The following is a 526-nucleotide window of genomic DNA, read 5'->3' as shown; positions in this document are numbered from 1 at the left end:
ACTGTCACTCACCTATGAAGTTCCTCTTTGCGGCTCCGCCATCGAAACGGGGGTGCCGATGCCAATGTTACGCAGACGACGATCAGTGTCCAACAGCGAGTTGGTAGATGCGGAAAATGACCATGATCATCGCGATCAGGAGATAGCTTCGCAGCACGGTAAGGCCGATGCGGCTGCCGAGCGGCAGTTTCGGTGCCGCCAGCAAGGCGAGAGGCGGCATACGCCATGACAGCCGTTGCGACCGGTCGATGGGGCTCGCTTTATCGGCGTGCGGATAGAAATGTTGGTAGCCGAGGATGGCCCCGCCCGCCAAAACCGACAGCGCAGCGCCGCCACCCAGGATATAGAGGATCACGGGCGCGGCGAGATTGGGGTAGAGTACGCCCGCCGTCAGGACCAGCGACAGGATCACCAGGACCGCGATGATCGCGGCCGTGAAGATGTTCATGCCGCGGCTGTTGACCCATGGTCCCAGCACCTCCTCATCGTTGCACAACAGGAGGAGAAACACGGTCGCGGACGGAAG

General features: G+C 61.2%; 1 protein-coding gene. It reads right to left on the bottom strand.

Annotated elements, in window-relative coordinates; translation table 11 throughout:
- Positions 1-82 precede the first annotated feature (82 nt).
- Positions 83-526 (bottom strand): hypothetical protein (locus AACY45_RS27850; protein ID WP_445261231.1); only part of this gene is annotated, 444 nt, incomplete at its 5' end.

Origin of the sequence: Pseudomonas sp. RA_35y_Pfl2_P32 (assembly GCF_963970735.1) — a bacterium.
Lineage (GTDB): Bacteria > Pseudomonadota > Gammaproteobacteria > Pseudomonadales > Pseudomonadaceae > Aquipseudomonas.
This window is presented reverse-complemented; position numbering and strand designations above follow the sequence as displayed.